This window comes from Enterobacter sp. CM29 (genome assembly GCF_013179605.1).
Lineage (GTDB): Bacteria > Pseudomonadota > Gammaproteobacteria > Enterobacterales > Enterobacteriaceae > Enterobacter > Enterobacter intestinihominis.
The window spans coordinates 1-1,123 of record NZ_JABMCU010000363.1 but is presented as its reverse complement, the minus strand read 5'-3'; the positions used below and the strand labels follow the sequence as shown (position 1 = coordinate 1,123).

Here is a 1,123-nt window from a genome sequence, read left to right as displayed (position 1 = left end):
TCCGCGCCATACGGTGGGGTACTCGATTATGGAGCCGCTGCGGGTGCACAACCTGCTCGACGGTGAAGCCGCGCAGCGCCGCGTCGCGTGGCTGCTGGAGCGCGTGGGCCTGAAACCGGAGCATGCCTGGCGTTATCCGCACGAATTTTCTGGCGGTCAGCGACAGCGTATCTGCATAGCCCGGGCATTGGCCCTGAATCCGAAAGTGGTGATTGCGGATGAGTCCGTGTCAGCGCTGGATGTCTCCATCCGCGCGCAAATCATCAATCTCCTGCTCGATTTACAGCGGGATTTGGGCATTGCGTTTCTGTTTATCTCTCACGATATGGCGGTGGTTGAGCGGATCAGCCATCGCGTGGCGGTGATGTACATGGGGCAAATTGTTGAAATTGGCCCCCGTCGGGCGGTATTTGAAAACCCGCAGCATCCGTACACCCGCAAGCTGATGGCCGCCGTACCGGTTGCCGATCCTGAGCATCGTCACGCCCAGCGCGTGCTGTTGCAGGACGAAATGCCGAGCAATATTCGTAAACGGGGCGAAACTCTGGAGCGCGTGGCGCTGCGTGAAGTCGGTCCCGGTCATTTTGTCGCACCCCCGCGTCAGGGCAATGCATTCTCGCGGTTATAACTTACAACAGGCAGGAGAACACAATGGTTCCTTTTGTTGCTCGTCAGTGGCTGCTTGCCGCGAGCGTGACGGCTGCGCTGGCCGCCGCCCCCGCATTCGCGGCGAAAGACGTGGTGGTGGCTGTGGGGTCTAACTTCACGACGCTGGATCCGTATGATGCTAACGACACCCTTTCTCAGGCGGTGGCAAAATCCTTCTACCAGGGGCTGTTCGGCCTGGACCGCGAGATGAAGCTGAAAAACGTGCTGGCGGAAGGCTATACCGTGTCGGACGACGGGCTGGTCTATACCGTTAAGCTCCGTACCGGCGTGAAGTTCCAGGACGGCACCGACTTCAACGCCGAGGCGGTTAAGGTCAACCTGGACCGAGCCAGCAATCCGGAAAACGGTCTTAAGCGCTACAACCTGTATAAAAATATCGCCCAAACCGAGGTGATTGATCCGGCGACGGTGAAGATCACCCTCAAAGAGCCGTTCTCGGCGTTTATTAATATCC

General features: G+C 58.5%; 2 protein-coding genes. Both read left to right on the top strand.

Features of this window, described 5'->3' with window-relative positions; genetic code table 11:
* Positions 1–628: oligopeptide/dipeptide ABC transporter ATP-binding protein (locus HP459_RS23045; protein WP_171936936.1), on the top strand; the 628-nt coding region annotated here is incomplete at its 5' end.
* Positions 629–651: 23 nt separating this feature from the next.
* The coding region (locus HP459_RS23040) for an ABC transporter substrate-binding protein (RefSeq protein WP_253939685.1) at positions 652–1,123 on the top strand (472 nt) is incomplete at its 3' end.